The sequence below is a fragment of the Mesorhizobium sp. M0598 genome (genome assembly GCF_040320865.1).
Taxonomy (GTDB): domain Bacteria; phylum Pseudomonadota; class Alphaproteobacteria; order Rhizobiales; family Rhizobiaceae; genus Mesorhizobium.
The window spans coordinates 109,422-130,644 of sequence record NZ_JAMYQL010000016.1 but is presented as its reverse complement, the minus strand read 5'-3'; the positions used below and the strand labels follow the sequence as shown (position 1 = coordinate 130,644).

24 protein-coding genes are annotated in these 21,223 nt (G+C 64.5%); 17 read left to right on the top strand and 7 right to left on the bottom strand.

The annotated features are described in order from the left end of the window. Positions 1–156 precede the first annotated feature (156 nt). Entirely contained in the window at positions 157–381 is a 225-nt protein-coding gene (locus tag NKI59_RS20490; protein ID WP_023675682.1) for a hypothetical protein, read from the bottom strand. A gap of 183 nt (positions 382–564) precedes the next feature. On the opposite strand from NKI59_RS20490, the gene NKI59_RS20485 reads away from it, so the two are divergent. From NKI59_RS20485 to NKI59_RS20465, 5 genes are all read left to right on the top strand, one after another. Further along, positions 565–1,572 (top strand): aldo/keto reductase, encoded by a 1,008-nt coding sequence (locus NKI59_RS20485; RefSeq protein ID WP_352706438.1) that lies wholly within the window; start codon positions 565–567, stop codon positions 1,570–1,572. A gap of 229 nt (positions 1,573–1,801) precedes the next feature. Continuing rightward, positions 1,802–2,752: a substrate-binding domain-containing protein gene (locus NKI59_RS20480; protein ID WP_352467966.1), complete on the top strand. Its 951-nt coding sequence runs from the start codon at positions 1,802–1,804 to the stop codon at positions 2,750–2,752. A gap of 204 nt (positions 2,753–2,956) precedes the next feature. Next, on the top strand, positions 2,957–4,543 hold the full coding sequence (locus NKI59_RS20475) for a sugar ABC transporter ATP-binding protein (RefSeq protein WP_352706435.1): 1,587 nt from the start codon (positions 2,957–2,959) through the stop codon (positions 4,541–4,543). Further along, the gene (locus NKI59_RS20470) at positions 4,540–5,556 is read left to right on the top strand and encodes an ABC transporter permease (protein WP_352453856.1); all 1,017 of its coding nucleotides are present in this window, start codon (positions 4,540–4,542) and stop codon (positions 5,554–5,556) included. Before NKI59_RS20475 ends, NKI59_RS20470 begins: the two co-directional genes overlap by 4 nt. A 46-nt stretch (positions 5,557–5,602) precedes the next feature. Next, positions 5,603–6,100, top strand: coding sequence for a GNAT family N-acetyltransferase (locus NKI59_RS20465; protein WP_352706433.1), 498 nt, complete (start codon positions 5,603–5,605; stop codon positions 6,098–6,100). Between the two features lie 194 nt (positions 6,101–6,294). On the opposite strand, the gene NKI59_RS20460 is transcribed toward NKI59_RS20465, so the two are convergent. Genes NKI59_RS20460 through NKI59_RS20450 form a run of 3 tightly spaced genes read right to left on the bottom strand, consistent with a single transcriptional unit; the run spans position 6,295 to position 8,481 of the window. Further along, positions 6,295–6,435: a hypothetical protein gene (locus NKI59_RS20460; RefSeq protein ID WP_023675675.1), complete on the bottom strand. Its 141-nt coding sequence runs from the start codon at positions 6,433–6,435 to the stop codon at positions 6,295–6,297. Positions 6,436–6,477: 42 nt separating this feature from the next. Next, positions 6,478–8,109: a chaperonin GroEL gene (groL, locus tag NKI59_RS20455; protein WP_352706431.1), complete on the bottom strand. Its 1,632-nt coding sequence runs from the start codon at positions 8,107–8,109 to the stop codon at positions 6,478–6,480. 57 nt (positions 8,110–8,166) lie between these two features. Further along, on the bottom strand, positions 8,167–8,481 hold the full coding sequence (locus tag NKI59_RS20450; protein ID WP_352457303.1) for a co-chaperone GroES: 315 nt from the start codon (positions 8,479–8,481) through the stop codon (positions 8,167–8,169). Between the two features lie 338 nt (positions 8,482–8,819). Between NKI59_RS20450 and NKI59_RS20445 the strand changes: the two genes are divergently transcribed. After that, entirely contained in the window at positions 8,820–9,089 is a 270-nt protein-coding gene (locus NKI59_RS20445) for an usg protein (protein ID WP_023675672.1), read from the top strand. Positions 9,090–9,199: 110 nt separating this feature from the next. Here the strand turns inward: NKI59_RS20445 and NKI59_RS20440 are convergent, their stop codons facing one another. Further along, positions 9,200–9,469, bottom strand: coding sequence for a DUF982 domain-containing protein (locus tag NKI59_RS20440; protein WP_352706428.1), 270 nt, complete (start codon positions 9,467–9,469; stop codon positions 9,200–9,202). Positions 9,470–9,606: 137 nt separating this feature from the next. After that, the gene (locus tag NKI59_RS20435) at positions 9,607–9,819 is read right to left on the bottom strand and encodes a hypothetical protein (protein WP_245274651.1); all 213 of its coding nucleotides are present in this window, start codon (positions 9,817–9,819) and stop codon (positions 9,607–9,609) included. A gap of 344 nt (positions 9,820–10,163) precedes the next feature. Here NKI59_RS20435 and NKI59_RS20430 point away from each other — a divergent pair, with 344 nt between their 5' ends. From NKI59_RS20430 to NKI59_RS20390, 9 genes are all read left to right on the top strand, one after another. After that, a complete protein-coding gene (locus NKI59_RS20430) occupies positions 10,164–10,640 on the top strand; it encodes an Hsp20 family protein (protein ID WP_352678893.1) in 477 nt (158 codons plus the stop codon). Positions 10,641–10,669: 29 nt separating this feature from the next. Then, positions 10,670–11,191 (top strand): Hsp20/alpha crystallin family protein, encoded by a 522-nt coding sequence (locus tag NKI59_RS20425; RefSeq protein WP_352685157.1) that lies wholly within the window; start codon positions 10,670–10,672, stop codon positions 11,189–11,191. A 57-nt stretch (positions 11,192–11,248) separates the two neighbouring features. Beyond that, complete coding sequence (locus NKI59_RS20420) at positions 11,249–11,935, top strand: hypothetical protein (RefSeq protein WP_352706426.1); 687 nt, start codon at positions 11,249–11,251, stop codon at positions 11,933–11,935. Between the two features lie 106 nt (positions 11,936–12,041). After that, complete coding sequence (locus NKI59_RS20415; RefSeq protein ID WP_352706424.1) at positions 12,042–12,644, top strand: CDP-alcohol phosphatidyltransferase family protein; 603 nt, start codon at positions 12,042–12,044, stop codon at positions 12,642–12,644. Between the two features lie 26 nt (positions 12,645–12,670). Beyond that, positions 12,671–14,458, top strand: coding sequence for a bifunctional alpha/beta hydrolase/class I SAM-dependent methyltransferase (locus NKI59_RS20410; protein ID WP_352706422.1), 1,788 nt, complete (start codon positions 12,671–12,673; stop codon positions 14,456–14,458). A gap of 2 nt (positions 14,459–14,460) precedes the next feature. Continuing rightward, positions 14,461–15,804: a phosphatase PAP2/dual specificity phosphatase family protein gene (locus NKI59_RS20405; protein WP_352706420.1), complete on the top strand. Its 1,344-nt coding sequence runs from the start codon at positions 14,461–14,463 to the stop codon at positions 15,802–15,804. Further along, positions 15,801–16,229 carry a hypothetical protein gene (locus NKI59_RS20400; RefSeq protein WP_352706418.1) on the top strand — a complete coding sequence of 143 codons (429 nt, stop codon included), beginning with the start codon at positions 15,801–15,803 and terminating at the stop codon, positions 16,227–16,229. Before NKI59_RS20405 ends, NKI59_RS20400 begins: the two co-directional genes overlap by 4 nt. 8 nt (positions 16,230–16,237) lie before the next feature. Then, positions 16,238–16,900, top strand: a complete 663-nt coding sequence (locus tag NKI59_RS20395; RefSeq protein WP_352706416.1) for a lysophospholipid acyltransferase family protein — start codon at positions 16,238–16,240, stop codon at positions 16,898–16,900. A 22-nt stretch (positions 16,901–16,922) separates the two neighbouring features. Then, positions 16,923–17,858: a phosphatidate cytidylyltransferase gene (locus NKI59_RS20390; RefSeq protein ID WP_023675663.1), complete on the top strand. Its 936-nt coding sequence runs from the start codon at positions 16,923–16,925 to the stop codon at positions 17,856–17,858. A gap of 124 nt (positions 17,859–17,982) precedes the next feature. Here the strand turns inward: NKI59_RS20390 and NKI59_RS20385 are convergent, their stop codons facing one another. After that, positions 17,983–19,980 carry an AI-2E family transporter gene (locus NKI59_RS20385; protein ID WP_352706414.1) on the bottom strand — a complete coding sequence of 666 codons (1,998 nt, stop codon included), beginning with the start codon at positions 19,978–19,980 and terminating at the stop codon, positions 17,983–17,985. A 260-nt stretch (positions 19,981–20,240) separates the two neighbouring features. Here NKI59_RS20385 and NKI59_RS20380 point away from each other — a divergent pair, with 260 nt between their 5' ends. Both NKI59_RS20380 and NKI59_RS20375 read left to right on the top strand, forming a co-directional pair. Continuing rightward, positions 20,241–20,537, top strand: coding sequence for a hypothetical protein (locus tag NKI59_RS20380; RefSeq protein WP_023675661.1), 297 nt, complete (start codon positions 20,241–20,243; stop codon positions 20,535–20,537). Positions 20,538–20,918: 381 nt separating this feature from the next. Continuing rightward, positions 20,919–21,140, top strand: coding sequence for an alkylphosphonate utilization protein (locus tag NKI59_RS20375; RefSeq protein ID WP_023675660.1), 222 nt, complete (start codon positions 20,919–20,921; stop codon positions 21,138–21,140). Positions 21,141–21,223 lie beyond the last annotated feature (83 nt).

Sequence of the window (21,223 nt, the reverse complement as noted above, 5' to 3'; positions counted from 1 at the left end):
TGCTCAAAGGCCGGACATATGGACGCAAGCGATCGAAAACGACGCAAAACAACCGTTGCAGGCAGGGCGCCGTCCACATATGGATCCCAGGGTCTCCGCGACGTCGCTTAGCTCCTGCTCCGCCCTGGGATGACGAAGGATGGCAGGTCACGCCGCTCAATCGTCGGTGGCCGGCGTCAATTCGAGCTCGGCCGGCGACAGGCCCTGCTGCAGCTGGCTGAGCCGGAATTCGTCGACCCAATAGGCCTCGCCGTCGACCAGCACGCGCGCGCTGTAGCTGCCGGCCGAAAAACGCTGCGCAGTGATGTACACCTTGTGGCGGTCGAGCGCGTTCCGCACCGCGGCGCGCTTGGATTTCTGACTGGCGACGGAACTGGCCATGCTGGTTACTCACGCACAAGCCGCAAGGCGGCGTGCCTTAAGGATGGCCGAGAGCGGCTCGGCTGTCAATTTGGCGGCCGCAGTGAGCCCTCGCGCGGTGGCGCCTCCCGCTCTGTGGAAACCGAGCCGGTGCGCTATATTCCCTGGCGGCTTGGAACGCGATGCTGATCCGGAGAGCTTCACATGACATTGACGATGCGCAAACTCGGCAGCCAGGGGCTGCAAGTCTCGGCAATCGGTCTCGGCTGCATGGGCATGAGCCAGTCCTACGGCCCGGCCGACGAGGCGGAATCGACCGCCACGCTGCACCGCGCCATCGAACTCGGCTGCACCTTCCTCGACACCGCGGAAGTGTACGGGCCGTTCACCAACGAGGAACTGCTCGGCCGCGCGCTGAAGGGCCGGCGCGATGAGGTGACGATCGCGACGAAATTCGGCTTCCGCATTGAAAACGGCAAGCAAGTCGGCACCGAGCGCGACAGCCGGCCCGAACATATCCGCGAGGCTTTGGAAGGTTCGCTGAGGAGGCTCGCCACCGACCACGTCGACCTCCTCTATCAGCACCGCGTCGATCCGGCGGTGCCGATCGAGGATGTGGCGGGCGCTGTCGGCGAGCTGATCGCTCAGGGCAAGGTCCGCTTCTTCGGCCTCTCTGAAGCCGGCGCCGCCAATATCCGCCGGGCGCATGCCGTGCATCCGGTGTCGGCCGTGCAGAGCGAATATTCGCTGTGGGAGCGCAATCTGGAGCCGGAAATCATTCCGCTGCTGAAGGAGCTCGGCATCGGCCTGGTGCCGTTCTCGCCGCTCGGCCGCGGTTTTCTCACCGGCGATGTCAGGCGCGCCGAAGACTATCCGGAGGGCGATTACCGGCGCGGCGATCCGCGCTACCAGGGCGCCAACTATGACGCCAACATGCAGGCGGCGGCCACGGTACTCGACATCGCCGCGGCGAAGCCCGTCAAGCCAGGTCAGATCGCGCTGGCCTGGCTGCTCCACAAGGGGAGCGACTTCGGCATCGACATCGTGCCGATCCCCGGCACCAAGCGCAGAAAATACCTCGAGGAGAACGTCGCCGCGGCTTCGATCAGGCTGGACCCAGCCGAGATGCAAGTGCTCGACGACGCGCTGGCGCCGGGAAAGGTCGCCGGGCCGCGCTACGGCGAGCGCACCATGGTGATGATCGATCGGTAGGTCTTGCCTGCTCCCGTTCTTGCGCAAAGCTCCGGCCTTGGCTAGCATCCGCCGGCAGGCACCGAGCGGAGGAGAACGTCGCGGTGGACCGGCTGGAGCGCCGTTGCGTCCCTTCAAACACGAGTTGGGCGCTCGAAGGACACTCCATTTTTGAATCGACGCAAGGAACCTTCCGGAAAACCCCTTCCGGTTTAGGGGTCGTGCGCTCATCTGGGAGGAGACTAAATTGATCAACAGACGTGAATTCCTGCTGTCGTCGGCGGCGATGGGCGCTTTGGCGCTGGCCGCTCCGCAACTGGCTTTTGCCCAGGACAAGCTGACCATCCTTGGTTCGGTGCCGAGCCTCGGCTTTCCGTTCTTCGTGCACATGCTGAACCAGATCAAGGCGGAAGCTCAGGCGCAAGGCGTCAACCTGATCGAGAGCGACGGCCAGAACTCGGCGCCCAAGCAGACCGCCGATATCGAGGCGGCGCTGGTGCAGAAGGTCAACGCCATCGTCATCTCGCCGCTTGACGTCAACGCGCTGGCCCCGGCCATCGAAGAAGCGGTGAAGGCCGGCGTTCCCGTCGTCACCATTGATCGCCGCGTTGAGGGCGTCGAGGGCATCCTCGCCCATGTCGGCGCCGATAACGTCAAGGGCGGCGAGGCCGAAGCGCAGGCCATGGTGGCGGCATTCCCGAACGGCGCCAAGATCTTCCATTTGCAGGGCCAGCCCGGCGCCGGCCCGGCGATCGACCGTAACAAGGGCGTGCACAACGTCCTCGATCCCATGAAGGACAAGTACCAGATCATCTTCGAGCAGACCGCCAACTTCGCCCGCGCCGAGGCGCTGTCCGTCACCGAGGCCGGCCTTGCCGCCAACGGCAAGCCCGACGCGATCATCTGCGCCAATGACGACATGGCGCTTGGCGCGGTTGAAGCCTGCGCGGCGCGCAACTTCACCGACGTCAAGATCTACGGCTTCGACGCGCTTCCCGAAGCGCTGGTCGCCGTGCGCGACGGCAAGCTGGCCGGCACGGTCGAGCAGTTCCCCGGCGAGCAGTCGCGCACCGCCGTGCAGATCGCCGTCGCCTACGCCAGGGACAAGACCGAGCCGAAGGAAAAGCTGGTGCTTTTGACACCGATCGTCATCGGCAAGGACAATCTCGACAAGGCGGAGAGGCTGGGCGAGACGAAGTAGGCGAAGCCGACGGGACAGCACCCCCCTCTGGCCTGCCGGCCATCTCCCCCTCAAGGGGGGAGATTGGATGTCACGTCGGCTTTCGCTAGTTTTCGATCTTGCAGAAGAGGCGAAGCCAATGAAGCTGCAATCTCCCCACTTGAGGGGGAGATGGCCGGCAGGCCAGAGGGGGGCGCTGCCTCGCCAGCCTTGCGTGACAACCGAATGATCGAGGAGCAAACTTTGCCCAAGGCAGCCGCCATCGCGCCCTCTCCCGCCCTGCTCACCGTCGAGGGCGTGACCAAGCGCTTTGCCGGCGTCACCGCGCTGAACGACGTTTCGCTCGAAGTCCGCCCCGGCGAGATCCTCGGCCTGCTCGGCGAGAACGGAGCCGGCAAATCGACGCTGCTCAAGATCCTGTCCGGCGTGATCCCGCCGTCCAGCGGCCGCATCGTCTTCGATGGGGTCGAATTCAGCCCGCACAATCCGCAGGATGCCAAGCGCCACGGCATCGTCACAATCTACCAGGAACTGAGCCTGATCCCGACGCTGACCGTGGCGGAGAATATCTTCATCGGCCGCGCACCGCTCGGCCGGTTCGGGCTGGTCAGTTGGCGGAAGATGGAGGAAGATTCGCGCGCGATCATCGCTCGCGTCGGCCTCGACCTCGACCCGGCGACGCCGGTGTCGGCGCTGTCGGTGGCCGAGCAGCAGCTGGTCGAGATCGCCCGCGCGCTATCGCTGAAGAGCCGCTTGATCATCATGGACGAGCCGACCTCGGCGCTGACCGAAACCGAAGTGCACAGGCTGATGTCGATCATGGACCGGCTGCGCAAGGATGGCGTCGCCATCATGTTCGTCACCCACCGGCTGGAGGAGGCCTCGGCGATCTGCGACCGCATGACGGTGCTGCGCGACGGCAGGCTGGCCGGCCATCTCGACCGCGAAGGCGGGCCGATCAAACTGCCGAAGATCATCGAGAAGATGGTCGGCCGCGCCGCTTCCGAGCTCTATGCCAGGCCGACGCAGCGCGACGTCGCCGGCGACGTCCGGCTCTCGGTGCGCGGCCTGCGCACGGTGCGCGATCCGCAGGCGCCGCACGCGATCGTGCTCGAAGGCGTCGATCTCGACCTCAAGGCGGGCGAAATCCTCGGCGTCGCCGGGCTCGTCGGCTCCGGCCGCACCGAGCTCGCCCGCGCCATCTTCGGCGCCGACCGCATTGCAGCCGGCACCATCATGCTCGACGGCAAGCCGATCGCGCCCGCCTCACCCGCCGACGCCATCGAGCTCGGCATCGGGCTGGTTCCGGAAGACCGCAAGCACCAGGCAATCTTCGCAGCACTCGCCATCCTCACCAATTTCTCGATCGCCGCGCTCGACCGCTACTCCAATGTCGGCTTCATGGCCGAGCGGCGAGAGCGCGAGGCGCTGGCGAACTATAGGAAGACGCTGTCGATCCGCATGGCCTCGCCCGAGCAGGCGATCGAGGGACTGTCCGGCGGCAACCAGCAGAAGGTCATCCTTGCCCGCTGGCTGGCACGCGACCCCAAGGTGCTGATCGTCGATGAACCGACGCGCGGCGTCGATGTCGGCGCCAAGGCGGAAGTGCACCAGATCCTGGTGGAGCTCGCGGCGCGCGGCATCGCCATCATGATGATCTCGTCCGAGCTGCCCGAAGTGCTTGCGGTGTCGGACAGGATCGTCACCATGCGACGCGGGCGCATTACCGGCGAGATGCCCGGTATTGAGGCGACCGAGGAGAAACTGATGGAACTGATGGCGCTCGACCAGAAGCAGGAAGCAACGCAATGACCAGCACGACCGAACGGAGCCAGCGCGGCGGCGTCAATATTGCGCGCCTGCTGATGAGCTTCGGCCCGCTGATGTTCCTGGCGTTGCTGATTGTCGTCTTCACCGTGCTGAAGCCGAGCTTCATCGACCCGATCAACCTGTTCAACATCATGCGCCAGATCTCGATCACCGGGCTGATCGCGCTCGGCATGACCTTCGTTATCCTTACCGCCGGCATCGACCTGTCGGTCGGCTCGCTGCTCGCCTTCTGCGGCATGGTCGCGGCGGTGGTGGCCAAGGGCGGCACCGCCAACACGCTGTCGCTGTCGACGTCGGGCACGCAAGGCTATGGCTGGTTCGCCGCCCTTCTCGCCGCCGTCGTCGTTGGCGCCGTGGCCGGCGGCGTCCAGGGCTTTGCCATCACCAGGCTGAAGGTGCCGCCCTTCGTCGTCACGCTCGGCGGCCTCACCGTGTTTCGCGGCCTGACCTTGACGATTTCCAATGGCGGCCCGATCTCCGGCTTCGACGCCTCGATGCGCTGGTTCGGTACCGGCCTGATCGGCCCGGTTCCGGTGCCGGCGATCATCTTCGCGATTGCCGCGATCCTATGCCATATCGTGCTGCGCTACACACGTTACGGCCGCGCGGTCTATGCCGTCGGCGGCAATGCCGAGGCGGCACGGCTCTCCGGCCTGCGTGTCGACCGCATCCTGATCTCGGTCTACATCATCGTCGGCTTCTTCGCCGGCCTCGCCGCCTTCGTTTTGTCGGCGCGGCTCAACTCCTCCGAAGCCGTGGCCGGCATCGGCTACGAGCTGACGGTGATCTCGGCGGTCGTCATCGGCGGCACCTCGCTGTTCGGCGGCATCGGCAGCGTCGGCGGCACGGTGGTCGGTGCAGGACTGATCGGCGTCTTGCAGAACGGGCTGCAGTTCAACAACGTCTCGTCCTACACGCAAAGCATCGTCATCGGCCTGATCCTCATCCTCGCCGTGGCCTTCGACCGCTGGCTGAAATCGCGGGTAAGGCGGTGATGGCGGAGCGAACGCTGCGGTGCCATAAACTGCCCGGGAGGTGCCAATGCCCCAACTAAGAACCATGACCGAACAGGACGTTCCGGCGGTGTCGCGGCTGCTTGGAGGGTCCTGGCGCTACACCTATTCGCCGATCCTGGGTGCCAAGACCACGGCACGGCTGTCGGATGAGAGGCACGCGCCGGAGCGGCTGGCGTCCGAGCTCGGGGACGACAACAAGATGTCCTTCGTCGCCGAGCGGGCTGACGGCTCGCTCGCCGGTTATGCGATGGCCGCGATGGACGACAAAGGCGAGGTCATGCTCGAGCGGCTCCATATAGACAAAAGCGAGTACGGCACCGGCCTTGCCGCCGACCTGCTGCATGCCGTTCTTGCCGCGCATGCGGGTATTCCCAGCATCGCCCTGGAAGTGATCGAGGGCAACGACCGCGCAATCGCCTTCTATCGCAAGCACGGCTTCGAGGTCGTCGAGCGCCGGCCGGCTGCACACGGCGTGGGCGGCCATGCCTCGCTGATCATGCGCCGGCTGCTACCACGGGCTTAGCAAGCGAAAGCGGCTGAGCGCGTAATCTCCCCTTGAGGGGGAGATGTCCGGCAGGACAGAGGGGGGCGCCTCGCGTGAAGCGCCAACCTTCTCTTTCGTCCCACAGGGCGTCGCGCCAGGACGTACCGACCCTCTCTGTCGCCTTCGGCGACATCTCCCCCTCAAGGGGGGAGATTGGCGACTTCTCCGACCGCTCAGACCGGGGCGTTGACGCGCTGTGCGCGCGTTGCCCAGTCGGCAACCGTCGCGCCAGCAACGCTCTCGCCGGCAACCATCCCGTTCGTCTGCGGCGCAAGCAGGTCGTTGCGGCGGGCGAAGGCGACGAAGGTGGACACGGTCCATCTGCCGTTTCGAAGTCGCGCTTTGGAAGCCTGGCCTTAGAAGTCCATGCCGCCACCGCCGGGCATCGGAGGCATGGGCGTTTCCTTCTTCGGCTTCTCGGCCACCATCGCCTCGGTCGTCACCAGCAGGCCGGCGACAGAAGCGGCGCCCTGCAGAGCAGTACGCACGACCTTGGCCGGGTCGATGACGCCTTGACTGTAGAGGTCGCCGAACTCGTTGGTCTGCGCGTTCCAGCCATAGCCGAAATCGGCCGTCTCGCGCAGTTTGCCGACGATGATCGAGCCTTCCGCACCGGCGTTCTCGGCGATCTGGCGCACCGGCGCTTCGATGGCGCGACGCACGATCTCGATGCCGGTCTTCTGGTCGGGATTGTCGACGGCGACGTTGTCGAGCGCCTTCGCCGCCCTGAGCAGCGCTACGCCGCCGCCGGGCAGGATACCCTCCTCGACCGCCGCGCGTGTGGCGTGCATGGCATCGTCGACGCGATCCTTGCGCTCCTTGACCTCGACCTCGGTCAAGCCGCCGACGCGGATGACGGCGACACCGCCAGCGAGCTTGGCCAGCCGCTCCTGCAGCTTCTCGCGGTCGTAGTCGGAGGTGGTTTCCTCGATCTGGGCCTTGATCTGGCTGATGCGCGCCTGGATTTCATCCTTGCGGCCGGCACCGTCGACGATGGTGGTGTTCTCCTTCTCGATCAGCACCTTCTTGGCGCGGCCGAGCATCTCCAGCGTGACGTTCTCGAGCTTGATGCCGAGGTCTTCCGAGATCGCCGTGCCGCCGGTCAGGATGGCGATGTCTTCGAGCATGGCCTTGCGGCGGTCACCAAAGCCCGGCGCCTTGACGGCTGCAACCTTCAGGCCGCCGCGCAGCTTGTTGACGACAAGCGTCGCCAGCGCCTCGCCTTCGACGTCCTCGGCGATGATCAGTAGCGGCTTGCCGGATTGCACGGCGGCTTCGAGCACGGGAAGCATGGCCTGCAGGTTGGACAGCTTCTTCTCGTGGATCAGCACATAGGGTTCTTCGAGCTCGACGCGCATCTTATCCTGGTTGGTGATGAAATATGGCGAGAGATAGCCGCGGTCGAACTGCATGCCTTCGACCACTTCCAACTCGGTCTCGGCGGTCTTGGCTTCCTCGACAGTGATGACGCCCTCATTGCCGACCTTTTCCATCGCCTCTGCGAGGAAGCGGCCGATCTCGGCATCGCCATTGGCAGAGATGGCGCCGACCTGAGCGATTTCGTCGTTCCTGGTCACCTTGCGGGCATTGGCCTTCAGTTCGGCGATGATTGCTTCGACCGCCTTGTCGATGCCGCGCTTCAGGTCCATCGGGTTCATGCCGGCAGCAACCGCCTTGGCGCCTTCCTGGACGATCGACTGCGCCAGAATCGTCGCGGTCGTGGTGCCGTCGCCGGCGGTATCGCTGGTCTTCGAGGCGACCTCGCGCACCATCTGCGCGCCCATGTTCTCGAACTTGTCCTCAAGCTCGATCTCTTTCGCCACCGTCACGCCGTCCTTGGTGATGCGCGGCGCGCCGAACGATTTGTCCAAGACAACGTTGCGGCCCTTGGGACCGAGCGTCACCTTCACCGCATTGGCGAGGATGTCGACGCCGCGCAACATCTTCTCGCGGGCTTCGGTATGAAATTTCACATCTTTGGCAGCCATTGGAACACTCCTCGATAGGCAGCTTTTCGTTGACTGGAATGCTTGTTCAGGCCCCCCTCAGGCAGCCTTCTTCATCTCGCCCGTGGCTTCGATCACACCCAGCACGTCGCTCTCTTTCATGATGAGCAGATCCTCGCCATTGAGTTTGATCTCGGTGCCGGACCATTTGCCGAACAGAATGCGGTCGCCGACCTTGACGTCGAGCGGCTGCAACTGGCCGCTGTCGTCGCGCGCGCCGGGGCCGGCGGCGATGACCTCGCCCTCCTGCGGCTTCTCCTTGGCGGTGTCGGGGATGATGATGCCGCCCGCGGTCTTTTCGTCGACCTCGATGCGGCGGACCAGGATACGGTCATGCAATGGACGGAACGCCATGTCGTTCTCCTCTCTGGACAAACAGATTTTCGAACATCCTCCTGACCGGACCGGCAATATCGGCCCGGCACGGGGTGCGCGACCCCTTCATCAGGCATCGCTCGCATACGAACTAGTCGCGCTTTTTTCAGCTTTCAAGAGGATCATGCAAAAATTTTAGCACTCGACGCCTGAGAGTGCCAATACGCTGTAATTGTTAGCACATTCGCCGTTTCCGGCGCGATGACCCGGCCGGATTTCCAAATCTGTCCGTCTCCTGAGCCGCTTGCGGCGGCTGGAACCTATGTGGAAGGCGAGGCGTTTTGCAGACGGAGGTTCATTGGGAAAGGAAGGATTGCATGATCAGCAGGGACTTTCAGCTCCAGATGCAAGGGTTTGGCCTCACCACGGCGGAGATCCACTACCGCCTGCCCGATCATCGAAGCCTTCTGCAGCTCTACATCTGGCAGGAATACGATATTGCCCCCGATTTCCCGACGCTGAAGCATTTCCTCGATTTCTGGGAGCGCGAGATCGAAGGCCCGCTGCATTCGGTGCGCGTCGCCCATCATCACCTGATCCAGCCCTCCGAATGGCGGGCCGTAAACGGCATTATTACCGTCCACTGAGGAGCAAGCCGATCTGCCGCTAGACAGCGGACAAAGTCTCCGAAGCGGGGGAAAGGCAGCTGCCTCTCCCCACTTGTTTTGGATCTCACAATATCGGAGGGGGGTCCGGACTAGCCGGCGTGGTCGACAGGCTTGCGGGCCGATGCGAGCAATCCAGCTTTGCGCGCCGCCCTGACGAAGGCCTTGCGCGCATCACACGCGGTGCGCCAGCCGTCGAGCGCGTCGCGGCAGGTCCGATAGGCGGCGCGCCAACTCCGGCCGCGTGCACGGTCCGGCCACTGCTGGCGCATGCATTCGATGGCTTCCCAACTGCTGGCGACCTTGCGCTCGCTGGATTGGAATTTCAACGTGATCGGCTCGGCAAAGCGGACGTCGTCCATCACTTCCTCCTTGTTTTCTGATCGTCTTCTTGTTTGAGCAAGCAACGTTATGCTGGCGGCACCGGCGGCCGGCCGGCGCCGCTGAAGGACGTGGTTCGTCTCTCTGCGCGGTTCAAGAGCATCGCGGCGACAGCCGGTTATTCCTCCTCGTCCGGCCCTTGCAGCAGTTCGATCAGCGTCGCTACTCTTGCGGTCGGCAGCGGTCGGCCCTCGTTCACCAACGCCTCGTCGGCGGCGATCCAGGCCAGGGCCTCGCGCAATTCCTGGACCGTCCCGTCCGTCGCCGCAATGTCGGCGATCACGGCTTCGTCGACCGGGCCCAGCACAGAAATGATCTCGTCGCGTGTCATGGTCAGCTCCATCTGCGAGTGCCGGGAACGGGCCCAGCAACACAAGAATCTGGGTCTTGACCCGCGGCAGACAATAACCGGCCGGGGAAGTCAGCGTTGGCGATTGAAACCAAACAGGCAATCTCCTGCCGGACATCTCGCCGCAAAAAGGGGGATTGGCAGCCTCGCCGAGCCGACCGAAAACCGGCCCGAAAAACCGGCAACGCGAGAGCCACCGGGTCTTGACTTGCGGCGGACAATAACCAAATCGAAGGCACCGGTCGCCGAAATGGGGCCGGCGGAACCAGGGAGCGCCAGCTCTTTGGCGCCCCTCGTATCTATGTTGCTCGATGGAGGATGTAGCTATGAGAACCGCATTCGACTTTTCCCCGCTCTATCGGTCGAGCATCGGCTTCGACCGCGTCTTCAACCTGCTGGAAAATGCTCCGCAGGCTTTCGACGCCTGGCCGCCCTATGACATCGCGCGCAGCGGCGAGAACAACTACCGCGTCACCATCGCCGTCGCTGGCTTTTCCGAGGACGACCTCGAAATCACCCATGAACCCAACCTCCTGATTGTCTCCGGCCAGCACAAGGAGCCGGATAACGCGGAGTATCTGCATCGTGGCCTCGCCGCACGGCCCTTTACCCGCCGTTTCGAGCTTGCTGATCACGTCAAGGTCGCAGGCGCCTCGCTCGACAACGGCCTGCTCAGCATCGATCTGGTACGTGAGGTGCCCGAGGAGATGAAGCCTCGGCGCATCGCCATCGCGACCGATGTCGCCTCGCCGAAGACCGGGCCGAAGGTCGCGCAGGTCGAAGCAAACAAGCAGGCTGCCTGAACGCACCAATCGAGAAAGGAGACTATGCAATGGCTATTCGTGATCTCATTCCCTGGGGCCGGGAGAACAATCAGACCCCCAGCCTGTTCCGTGACGCCGATCGCGATCCCTTCCTGACGCTGCATCGCGAAATGAACCGCCTGTTCGACGAGGCGTTCCGCGGCTTCGACACGCGGCTGCCGTCGCTCGGTGGCTTCTCCGCTGCCCGCGTCAGCTGGCCCAGTATCGACATCGCCGATGGCGAAAAGGAGATCCGCGTCACCGCCGAGATCCCCGGCATGGACGCGAAGGACGTCGAGCTGCTGCTCGATGACGGCGTGCTGACGCTGCGCGGCGAGAAGCGCGAAGAGACCGAGGACAAGGACAGGCAGTTCTCCGAACGCTTCTATGGCCGTTTCGAGCGGCGTATCCCGCTCGGCTACGAAGTCGACGAAGACAAGGTGAACGCCGCGTTCCGGAACGGTGTGCTCAGCGTGACGCTGCCCAAGACGGAGCGCGCCCAGGCAAAGGCCAAGCGTATCGCCATCACCGGCGGCGACGGCAAGTCCTGACGGCTCGTAGGACGACGCCCCTTCTGCCTGCCGGTTCCGGCGGGCAGAAGCGGGCAAATGTCGATGACCCGTTCTCCCGACGCTCCGGTTCCGCCTGACCAGGCGCAGCAGGCCCTGCAGTGCCTGACGACCGAGCATTTCGTGCTGCAAAACGCTCGCGCCGCGACCATTCAGGAAGCGAATCAGCGAGCCGATCTGTTCCTGACCTCGGTCTCGAGCGCAACGATTGCCTTGTCCTTCGTCGCGCAGGTCACGGAGATGGGCAGGCCGTTCGTGTTGTTCAGCCTGATCTTGCTGCCTTGCCTTTTCTTCATCGGCCTGGTCACCTTCGTTCGCGCTGTACAGGTTGCCATCGAGGACATGGTGCATGCCCGCGGCATGGCCCGGATCCGCCACTATTTCGTCGAGCTGGCGCCCGTTCTGCAAAAATACCTTGTCAATTCCACGCATGACGACCCCTCGGCGGTGCTGGTCGACAAGGGCCTCAGACCCTCGCCGCTGCAATATTTCATGACCACCGCGGGGATGGTGGGCACGATCAATGGCGCCATTGCCGGCGTCTTCACCGGCATCGTTGTTAAGTCCGCTTTCGGCGGGGGCATGTCGCCCGGCGTGATTTGCGGGCTGGCGGTCTTCGCGACATGCATTCTCATCCTGCGGCGTTACCATAGTCGCGCCTGGGCGGCGGCCGAAGAAAGCTTGCCCGCACGGTTCCCGGGCGACACGGTCAAAGCGAGGACATAGCCGTCCGGCAAGTTTGCGGAAAGTGGTGGGCGCCGCCCTTGCGTCTTGCGCGCCAATTGACCATCCTCGCCAACATCACTTTGCACCGCGGCCGGGGGGTTCGCACATGCCGACGCTTTATGCGCTGAAACCGGCCTTCCAGGCCAGGCTGCGGCCGCTTGCCGACGGCCTGGCCAGGGCCGGCGTCACCGCCAACCAGATCACGCTGCTGGCCGCTGCCCTCTCGCTCGCCACCGGCCTTGTGGTGGCAGCCCTTGCCGGCCACCGCGTGGTCTTTCTGCTGATGCCGCTCGTGCTGTTTACGCGAATGGCGCTGAACGCCATCGACGGCATGCTCGCGAGGGAACATGGCCAGGCCTCGAAGCTCGGCATGTATCTCAACGAGCTCTGCGATGTTGTCTCCGATCTCGCTTTGATCCTGGCCTTTGCCGTCATTTTTCCTGCCTGGGGCGTCGTTGCATGTGCGATCGCGGCTATGATCACGGAGTTCGCCGGCGTGCTCGGCATCGCCGCGGGAACCGGGCGCAACTATGCCGGCCCGTTCGGCAAAAGCGACCGGGCGCTGGCGCTCGGCATCCTCGCCGTGCTTATCGCGTCCGGCCTGTGGGTCCCGGCGCTCACGCCGCTCGTGTTTCCGGCCATGGCTACACTCTCGCTGGCGACCGCCATCAACCGGATACGCAGCGGCCTTAACGGGAGCGGCAGCTGAATTCCGGTCTCGCCAGGGAGAACAACATGCTTCACCAACAGACGGTTGCCGCAGTGGCTTCAGCCAATATCGAGCGGGTGGCGCAGGAGCGCAGCTTCAAGAGCCATGACGGCACCGAGATCTTCTACCGCTATTGGCCGGCGCTGTCGGAAAACCGCAAGGGCGCCATCCTGCTGTTCCATCGCGGCCACGAGCATGGCGGCCGGATGGCGCATCTGGTCGACGAGCTCCAGATGCCCGACCACGCCTTCTATGCGTGGGACGCGCGCGGCAATGGCCGCTCCGCCGGCGAACGCGGCTATGCGCCGTCGTTTGCCGCGCTGGTGCGCGACATCGATTGTTTTGTGCGCGAGATCGGCAGCGACGGCTTTACCCGGCGCGACATCGCGCTGATCGCGCAATCCTTCGGCGCCGTGCTTGCCGCCGCCTGGGTGCATGACTATGCGCCTGACATTCGCGCCCTGGTGCTGGCCTCGCCGGCCTTCTCGGTCAAGCTCTACGTGCCCTTCGCCAAGCAAGGCATTGCGTTGTGGCAGAAGCTGAAGGGCCGCTTCTTCGTCAATTCCTACGTCAAGGCGAAATTCCTGACGCATGACCCCGAGCGCATCGCCTCCTTCGACGCCGACCCGCTGATCACCCGGCCGATCGCCTCCAACATCCTGGTCGAGCTCTACGATCATGCCGCGCGCATCGTCGCCGACGCCCGCGCCATCACCGTGCCGACACAGCTTCTGATCTCCGGCAGCGACTGGGTGGTGCGGCATGGACCGCAGCACGAATTCTTCGTCAATCTGGCGAGCCCGGCCAAGGAGCGGCACGTGCTGCCCGGCTTCTTCCACGACACCTTGGGCGAGCGCGACCGCCACAAGGCACTCGACCTGATCAGGCCCTTCCTCGAAAGGCAGTTCGCGGCGCCGGAAGAGCCGGTCGACCTGACCGAGGCCGACCGTGCCGGCTACACGCGCGACGAGGCCGACCGGCTGGCCTCGCCGCTGCCGCTGCTGTCTCCCAGGGGGCTCTATTGGACAATGAGCCGCGCCTCGATCCGCATGGGCGCCTGGTTGTCATCCGGCATGAAGACGGGGATTGCCACCGGCTTCGATTCCGGCTCGACGCTCGACTACGTCTACGAGAACGAGGCGCGCGGCATCAGCCCCATTGGCCGCATGATCGACCGCACCTTTCTCGATGCCATCGGCTGGCGCGGCATCCGCCAGCGCAAGCTGCATCTGGAAGAGCTGATCGGCAGCGCCGTTGAGACGCTGAAGGCCGCCGGCCGGCCAGTCCATATCGTCGATATCGCCGCCGGCCATGGCCGCTATGTGCTCGATGCCGTGCAGAAATGCGCCGCGCCGCCGGCAAGCGTGCGGCTACAGGATTTCTCCGAGCTGAACGTCTCGCTCGGCCGCAAGCTGATCGCCGAGCGCAAGCTGCCGGCGACCGTCTCGTTCCATCAAGGTGACGCCTTCGACGCCACGATGCTGGCCGGGCTCGACCCGGCGCCGGATCTCGCCATCGTCTCGGGGCTCTACGAATTGTTTTCCGACAATGCCATGATCGCCCGCTCGCTCGGTGGACTGGCCAGCGCCATGCAGCCCGGAAGCCTGCTCGTCTACACCAACCAGCCTTGGCATCCGCAGCTCGAGATGATCGCGCGCAGCCTGACCTCGCACCGCGGCGGCCAGGCCTGGGTGATGCGCCGCCGCACGCAGACCGAGATGGACCAGTTGGTGGCGGCCGCCGGCTTCGAGAAGCTCGACCAGCGCATCGACCAGTGGGGCATCTTCACCGTTTCGGTCGCGCGGCGCGCCTGAGCATGGACTTGCCTGCCTCTGCCTTACCTCGCGATGCCCCTGCCCTTCCGGCCTTGCCGCGCGAGCCGTATCCCGGGATAATCCTGCGCGCCGCATTGTGGCTGGCATTTCTGGCGCCGTTCTTCTACGCCACCTACGGCTTCGCCAACTGGCTGGCGTCGCGGCGCGACGATGTCGGCAGCATCGTCTTCGGCTGGGAGCATGGCATCCCGTTCCTTGCCTGGACGATCGTGCCCTACTGGTCGATCAACCTGTTCTATGGCTTGTCGTTGCTGTTGAACAATTCAAAGAGCGGCGTCGACCGCCTTGCCGGCCGCTATCTGACGGCGCAGATCGTCGCCGTCGCCTGCTTCATCCTGTTCCCGCTGACTGCGACGTTCGTGCGCCCGCAGACGAGCGGCCTGCCCGGCTTCATGTTCGCCGTGCTCGGCGGCTTCGACAAGCCCTTCAACCAGGCGCCGTCGCTGCATATCGCGCTGCTGGTCATCATCTGGGATCATTGGCGTCACAGATTGCCCGGCATCGCCGGCGTCGCCTGGCATGTCTGGTGTTTCCTGATCGGCGCCTCGGTGCTGACGACGTGGCAGCACCATTTCATCGACATTCCGACCGGCGCGCTGCTCGGCCTTTTCGCGCTGTGGCTGTTTCCGCGCGACGGCGAGCTGCCGTTCACCGGCTTCCGCCTGAGCACTGATCCGAAGGCGCGGCGGCTGGCGCTGTTCTATGCGCTCGGCGCAATCCTTGCGCTGGCCGGCGCCGCTACCGGCGCATTGGTCTCGGCGTTATGGCTCATCCTGTTGTGGCCGGCACTGGCGCTGGCCATAGTCGCTTTCGCCTATGCCGGCGTCGGCGCCAAGGTGTTCCAGAAAACAGCCGATGGCCGCGTGTCGCTGGCCAGCCGTCTTCTGCTGTGGCCCTACCGGGTTGCCGCCAAGGTCAATGTGTGGGCATGGACGCGAAAGCTTCCGGCGCAGATCGTCATTGCCGACGGTGTTTCCCTTGGCCGTTTTCCGACCGCCGCCGAGGCCGACGCCTTCGGCACGGTGATCGACCTTGCCGGCGAATTGGAAAGGCCGCGTGGCGCCTCGATCCGCTGGTTGAGCCTGCCCATGGTCGACCTTTTGCCGCCGTCTCGCGAGGCGCGTGCGCAAGCGGTGGCGGCGATCGAGACGGCGCAGAGCCAGGGCACGGTGCTGGTCTGCTGCGCGCTTGGCTTCCAACGCAGCGCCGCCGTCGTCGCCGAATGGCTGGTCGCCAGCGGCCGGGCCGACACGCCGGATCAGGCGCGAGGCAAGCTCGCCGCCGCGGGCCGGCCTGTGCATCTTGGCATGGACGCGGCGACATGACCGCCTTTCGAGATAAGGCCGAGACGTTCGCCGCCGGGCTGATGGTGCAGGTGGCGTGGCCGCTGCTGTCGATTACTGCTGCCTTGCTGGCGGCGCCGGTCATCGGGCTGGCGGCTGCGCCGCAAACATCGTCGCTGTCCGCGGCGGCCTGGCTGATCGCCGCCGCGGGTGCCATAGCCACAATTATTCTCTCGGCCCTGCTTTTGTTCGACGCGCTGCTGTTCCGGCTGATGGCCAGCCACGCCAGCGAGGCAGGCGGCGGTGCGGCGATCGACGACGTGCTGGCGCGCATGCGGCTGAAACCCACGGCCGCCGGCGGCCGCTCGCTCGACCAGCGGATGGCCGGCACGCGCCGTCTGCTCGCCAAGCAGCGCATCGCCTTCAGCCTGTTCGCGGCGGCCTCGGTCGTCGCGGCATTCTTTTGAGCCCGTCCATGACAAAGCTTCGCGTCAGCACCTATACCCTGCTGCAGACGGTGACCTCGGTCGGCCTGTCGGCACTGGCCTGGGTGGTCACCGGAGTGCGGCCGATCTGGAACGGCAGCCAGCCATCGGACCGGCAGCGCATCTACTTCGCCAACCATGCCAGCCACGGCGATTTCATCCTGCTGTCGGCCTGCCTCAGCGAGAAGGAGCGCGCCCGTACCCATGCGGTGGCGGCCGCCGATTATTGGAGCAAGACGCGGCTGCGCCGTTTCATTGCCGAGGACATGCTGTCTTCCGTGCTGATCCACCGGCAGTGGACGGATGAAACGCAGCATCCGATCTCGATCATGCTGTCGGTGCTCGACCAGGGCCATTCGCTGATCCTGTTTCCCGAAGGCACGCGCAACATGACCGACGAACCGCTGCTGCCGTTCCGCTCCGGCCTCTACAATCTGTCGATGGCGCGGCCCGATGTCGAACTCATCCCGTGCTGGATCGAGAACATGTCGCGGGTGCTGCCCAAGGGGCAATTCGTGCCGGTGCCGCTGCTTTGCCGTGTCGTCTTCGGCGCGCCGATCGCCATTCAACCGGGTGAGGAACGCCGCGCCTTTCTCGACCGCGCCCGCGAAACGCTGATGGCGCTGAACCCCCGGCCGCAGCGAGACGATTGAGGACCAAGGCAAAATGCTGCCGATGATGCACGAAACCCTCATTCTGATTGTCGGCCTGCTGGCGGTGCTGATCAGCGCCAGCGTCGTCGCCGGCGTCTTGTCATGGCGTGCGCCAAAGCCGTTGTCGCCGACGCTGGTCAACCTGACCCAGCGCATCAATGCCTGGTGGGTGATGGTGGTGGCGATCACCGTCGCCTTCTTCTTCGGCCGCCCCGGCATGACCATCCTGTTCGCGCTGATTTCGTTCGCAGCGTTGCGCGAATTCGTGACGCTGACGCACAGCCGCCGCAGCGACCACTGGGTGCTGCTCGGCATGTTCGGCATCGTCATCCCGTTCCAGTACTGGTTGGTGTGGACCGCCTGGTACGGCCTGTTCACCATCTTCATCCCGGTCTACTGCTTCCTGCTGATGCCGGCGATCACCGCGCTGCACGGCGACACCGAACGCTTTCTCGAGCGCGTCTCGGCGCAGCAATGGGCGGTGATGATTTCGGTCTACTGCGTCAGCCACGTGCCGGCGCTGCTGACGCTCGAGGTGCCAGGCTTCGAAGGCCGCAACCTGTTGCTGATCGCTTTCCTGATCATCACCGTGCAAGGCAGCGACGTGCTGCAATATATTTTCGGCAAGCTGTTCGGCCGGCATCTCCTGGCGCCGACGGTCTCGCCGTCGAAGACCTGGGAGGGGCTGGTCGGCGGGCTGGCGGCATCGAGCCTGCTCGGCGCGCTGCTGTCGTTCCTGACGCCGTTCTCGCCGCTGCAGGCAGCCGGCGTCGCCTTCATCGCCTGCCTGATGGGCTTCCTTGGCGGGCTGGTCGCCTCCGCCATCAAGCGCGATCAAGGCGTCAAGGACTGGGGCCATCTGATCGAAGGCCATGGCGGCATGATGGACCGTGCCGACAGCCTGGTCTTCGCCGCCCCGGTCTTCTTCCATACGGTGCGCTATTTCTGGACTGTATGAAGGTTGGCGCCGTTTGCCGCAGCGGACGGTTCAGCGCGACCTTGCGAAGATAACCTGATCCGTTTCGTTATTACCACTTTCGCGAAAGCGGTAATAACCCGACCTGCCGCAGTCTTCGCCGCGCTCATTTTGCCGCGGCGAGCGGCTCTTTCTTGCGCGCCGGCGTCAGGCGGCGCATGCGGCGTTTGGCGGTGGTCTTCAGCGCCACCGGCGGAGCGCTGGACAACGCACCGAGCACCGCGCCTACCATGCCATGTGCGACGAAATCGGCGTTGATCTCGTTGGCCAATCTGGCATCTGCCTCCTGGTTGTCGCTGTCGGCTTCCGACCACAACACGATGCCCACTCGCAACCTTGGTTTGGCGCGTTTCAGCCGACGGACCAGGAACCGCCCGTGCTTGACGGAATCCCGGTTCAAAAACCCGACGACGACAGTATAGACGGCGTCGAGCTCAAGGCGGCGAATGCTCCCCGGTTCGATCTCGGCGAAGCTCGCTCTCAACACCGTGGCGCCCTGGACTTCGAGCACCTGCGCCAGCATGGCGGCAGCCGCGTCGTCGAGTTCGCCGCGCCCTCCGGCGCACAGCACCGACATGCCCGTGCCATCCGGCAGTTCGGTGTACTCCTCGCCCTGAACCTGCCCCGGAACGTGCTTGTCCTCGCGTGAGCCGTTGTCCTCGGCCGCGGCCGTGTCGTCCGCTTCCGCCTCCTCCTGCGCGCTGTCGTCGAGGTTCGCCACCATCGTCAGCGCGCTGCCCGCGACCTGCTGTCTTTGCTCATCGCTCAACACACCACGCACCCGGTCCTGCTCGCCGAGCAGAAGTGCGGGAATCGCGACCTTGTCGTAGAACTCGACCAGATATTCTTCCTCCAGCATCTCCTCGGCATGGTCCGTCGCTTCCTCGGGATCGCCGGCCAACAGCCGCTGGTAAAGCCGGGCGTGCGGTTCGAGCACGGGTTCGTTGCCGAACAGAACGTCGAGGAATTCGAACTGCGGCACATGGCGGCCGAGCACGACGAGGCAGACCGTGAGCGGCGTCGACAAAACCAGGCCCAATGGCCCCCAAAGCCAGGTCCAGAAGATCGCCGCAACGATGATGGCCAATGGCGACAGCCCGGTGCGCGAGCCGTAGAGCCAAGGTTCGATCACGTTGCCGGTGATCAGTTCCACCACGACGAAAAGCCCTGCGGTCCATAGCACGAGCGACCACCCGGGCGCCACGGCCAGCGCCAGGAACAGAGGCAACAACGTCGCGATGACCGGGCCGATATAGGGAACGAAGCGCAGCGCCAGCGCCAGCAAGCCCCACAGCAATGGATTGGGTATGCCCAGCAGCCAAAGTCCGATTGCAATTGGGACGGCATAGACGATGTTCACGACCAATTGCATGAGCAGATAGCGGCCGACGCGCTTGCCGGCATCCTGCAGCGCCTCGGTGGTTCGATGCAGATCGCCATAGCCGACGAGGCGTATGAAGCGATCGCGCAGGTCCTCCCGCTCGAGCAGCATGAATATGACGACCACGACGATCAGTCCGGCCGATGCCAGCGGGCTCAGCAGCGGGCCGATCAGATTCTGGAGAACCTCGAGCGGTCGTTCGCGCGCGACGATTTCGACCGGGATCGGTTCCCGCGGAGGCTGATCGGCGGCGGGTTGTGTGGGCTCGGGTCTGTCGAGCTCCTGGCCGACGCGTTCGATCACCCGGCTCAATCTGGAAACGATGCCGCCGCCGACGCCGGTTTCCTTGAGCGACCGGACCTTGGTCAGGATATTCGCCTGGTAAAGCGGAATGTTCTGCGCCAGTTCACTGACCTGCGTGGCGACGATGAAGGAGAACAGAGCCAGCACCGTGAATGCGCCGAGCACACTGGCGATCACGGCAGGAAGACGCGGAATGCCGGCTCGCTTGAGTGCCGACACCATGGGCACGAGCGCAAAGGTAAGCAGCAGCGCGATTGCGATCGGCAGAAAGACCTCGCGCCCGAAATAGAGCGCCGCGACGGCCGTCACGACCGACGCTACGCTGGGCAGCGATGTGCGCGGAAGCGCCCTGGCCGCGGAAACGATGCCCGCCCGCCGGGGGTCCGACAGGTGCGCGTCGTTTCGACGATTTGCCGCCACTTGATACCTCCGCCCCGCCGTCGCCATGATCGGGCATATTGAGCCGGCGTGCAACTTCGCAGCGTCTCACCCAGCTGGACGCCGATTGCCCTGGTCGGCAGCGCGGCAAATTCAGTCATGGTAGAATTTTTTGCATTAATGACGTCACGGGCAATCCTGTTCCATGTCTGCGCCAGAACGTGGAACTTTTGGGTCAAAACACCGTTCCTTCGTAGATCGCTGATGGACAACCTCAAAGCAGCAGCTCAGGAGGAATGATCATGAACATCAAGACGCTTTGCATGGGCGCGATGGCGCTTTCGATGATGACCGGCGCAGCGCTTGCCGCCGGTGCCACGGGCACTTCGGCGCTCGACGATCCGCAGAAAATGAACCCCTTCTTCACCGACGCCGGCATGAAGACCATGAAGTCGGAAGCCGAATTCAAGGCGGCATGGATGGCCATGTCCACGAGCGACCGGGCCATGATGTTGAAGGAATGCAGCGACGCAGGCATTGCCACGATGCATGCCGACTTCTGCAAGATGGCCAACCAGCTCGGTGGCGCCAACAAGTGATCGTTGCCAATTGAAATAACGCACCAAGCGAAAGGGCGGGCAGGTCTGTCACTGCGACCTTCCTGTCCGCACGGGCGGGCGCTCATCTATTTGAACTCGTGCCGGAATATCCGCGTAAAAGGCCACGACTTCGATTGCCGTGGCGCCATTGGCATGGCTTGGCCGGAGCGCATGTCGCGAAGCGGCAATGCCACTACCGCCCAGGGGTCCCAGTCTGCTCACAATCCGGGTTTTCCGGTCGGCCGTCCGCCTAGCATTAGCGGTCGGCATGCTTGGTTACCGGCACGCTGCCCCCGGCACGCTTGACCTCGCCGCCAACCGTGGGATAGGCCGGATAATGAGCCAACCACCTCCGCACCGGAGTCCCACGAAAGACCTGCCATGACCGACGCGATCATAAGAGACAGCAATGGCACGGCGCTGCACGAGGGCGACTCCGTGACCCTGATCAAGGATCTCAAGGTCAAAGGCACGTCGGAGACGATCAAGCGCGGCACGCTGGTGAAGAATATTCGCCTCACCGGCAATCCCGGCGAGATCGAATGCAGCACCAGACAGGTGAAGGGCCTGGTGCTGAAGACCGAGTTTTTGAAAAAGGCGTGATCGCCTCGGCGCCCTTCGCTTCGCTTCCATATCAGTCGCTCTCGAATCGCTCATGTGAGTGAATCGCCCACGCGAGGAACTGG

What these genes read in the sequence shown, in the direction of transcription:
- NKI59_RS20490 (WP_023675682.1), bottom strand. Translation starts at nt 381, where the DNA reads ATGGCCAGTTCCGTCGCCAGTCAGAAATCCAAGCGCGCCGCGGTGCGG.
- NKI59_RS20485 (WP_352706438.1), top strand. Translation starts at nt 565, where the DNA reads ATGACATTGACGATGCGCAAACTCGGCAGCCAGGGGCTGCAAGTCTCG.
- NKI59_RS20475 (WP_352706435.1), top strand. Translation starts at nt 2,957, where the DNA reads ATGATCGAGGAGCAAACTTTGCCCAAGGCAGCCGCCATCGCGCCCTCT.
- NKI59_RS20470 (WP_352453856.1), top strand. Translation starts at nt 4,540, where the DNA reads ATGACCAGCACGACCGAACGGAGCCAGCGCGGCGGCGTCAATATTGCG.
- NKI59_RS20465 (WP_352706433.1), top strand. Translation starts at nt 5,603, where the DNA reads ATGCCCCAACTAAGAACCATGACCGAACAGGACGTTCCGGCGGTGTCG.
- groL (WP_352706431.1), bottom strand. Translation starts at nt 8,109, where the DNA reads ATGGCTGCCAAAGATGTGAAATTTCATACCGAAGCCCGCGAGAAGATG.
- NKI59_RS20450 (WP_352457303.1), bottom strand. Translation starts at nt 8,481, where the DNA reads ATGGCGTTCCGTCCATTGCATGACCGTATCCTGGTCCGCCGCATCGAG.
- NKI59_RS20445 (WP_023675672.1), top strand. Translation starts at nt 8,820, where the DNA reads ATGATCAGCAGGGACTTTCAGCTCCAGATGCAAGGGTTTGGCCTCACC.
- NKI59_RS20440 (WP_352706428.1), bottom strand. Translation starts at nt 9,469, where the DNA reads ATGGACGACGTCCGCTTTGCCGAGCCGATCACGTTGAAATTCCAATCC.
- NKI59_RS20435 (WP_245274651.1), bottom strand. Translation starts at nt 9,819, where the DNA reads ATGACACGCGACGAGATCATTTCTGTGCTGGGCCCGGTCGACGAAGCC.
- NKI59_RS20430 (WP_352678893.1), top strand. Translation starts at nt 10,164, where the DNA reads ATGAGAACCGCATTCGACTTTTCCCCGCTCTATCGGTCGAGCATCGGC.
- NKI59_RS20425 (WP_352685157.1), top strand. Translation starts at nt 10,670, where the DNA reads ATGGCTATTCGTGATCTCATTCCCTGGGGCCGGGAGAACAATCAGACC.
- NKI59_RS20420 (WP_352706426.1), top strand. Translation starts at nt 11,249, where the DNA reads ATGTCGATGACCCGTTCTCCCGACGCTCCGGTTCCGCCTGACCAGGCG.
- NKI59_RS20415 (WP_352706424.1), top strand. Translation starts at nt 12,042, where the DNA reads ATGCCGACGCTTTATGCGCTGAAACCGGCCTTCCAGGCCAGGCTGCGG.
- NKI59_RS20410 (WP_352706422.1), top strand. Translation starts at nt 12,671, where the DNA reads ATGCTTCACCAACAGACGGTTGCCGCAGTGGCTTCAGCCAATATCGAG.
- NKI59_RS20405 (WP_352706420.1), top strand. Translation starts at nt 14,461, where the DNA reads ATGGACTTGCCTGCCTCTGCCTTACCTCGCGATGCCCCTGCCCTTCCG.
- NKI59_RS20400 (WP_352706418.1), top strand. Translation starts at nt 15,801, where the DNA reads ATGACCGCCTTTCGAGATAAGGCCGAGACGTTCGCCGCCGGGCTGATG.
- NKI59_RS20395 (WP_352706416.1), top strand. Translation starts at nt 16,238, where the DNA reads ATGACAAAGCTTCGCGTCAGCACCTATACCCTGCTGCAGACGGTGACC.
- NKI59_RS20390 (WP_023675663.1), top strand. Translation starts at nt 16,923, where the DNA reads ATGATGCACGAAACCCTCATTCTGATTGTCGGCCTGCTGGCGGTGCTG.
- NKI59_RS20380 (WP_023675661.1), top strand. Translation starts at nt 20,241, where the DNA reads ATGAACATCAAGACGCTTTGCATGGGCGCGATGGCGCTTTCGATGATG.
- NKI59_RS20375 (WP_023675660.1), top strand. Translation starts at nt 20,919, where the DNA reads ATGACCGACGCGATCATAAGAGACAGCAATGGCACGGCGCTGCACGAG.